The sequence below is a fragment of the Pectobacterium hainanensis genome, from assembly GCF_046237015.1.
In the GTDB taxonomy this organism is placed as follows: domain Bacteria; phylum Pseudomonadota; class Gammaproteobacteria; order Enterobacterales; family Enterobacteriaceae; genus JBJYIN01.
Map to the genome: position 1 here is coordinate 1 of NZ_JBJYIN010000072.1, position 230 is coordinate 230.

1 protein-coding gene is annotated in these 230 nt (G+C 35.7%); it reads left to right on the forward strand.

All coding sequences use genetic code 11. The features are described from left to right. Positions 1-230, forward strand: a 230-nt coding sequence (locus ACKPVM_RS20545; RefSeq protein ID WP_409311594.1) for a ferredoxin reductase domain-containing protein, incomplete at both ends; no start/stop codon positions are given.

The following is a 230-nucleotide window of genomic DNA, read 5'->3' on the forward strand; positions in this document are numbered from 1 at the left end:
TGCTACAATCTCTAAAAGAAGATGCAACGAATAAAGTTAACTTTATTCAGTGCGCACGCAATGAAAAAGTTGTAGCGTTTAGCGATGATATTCAAGGAAAAGTAAATGCGTTACCTAATGCATCGTATACGGCTCTATATTCTGATGAAGACAAGCAAATTACAAAAGAATTATTAGCAGAAAGAGTAGCTGATAACGCTGATGTTTATGTATGTGGACCTGTAGGCTTT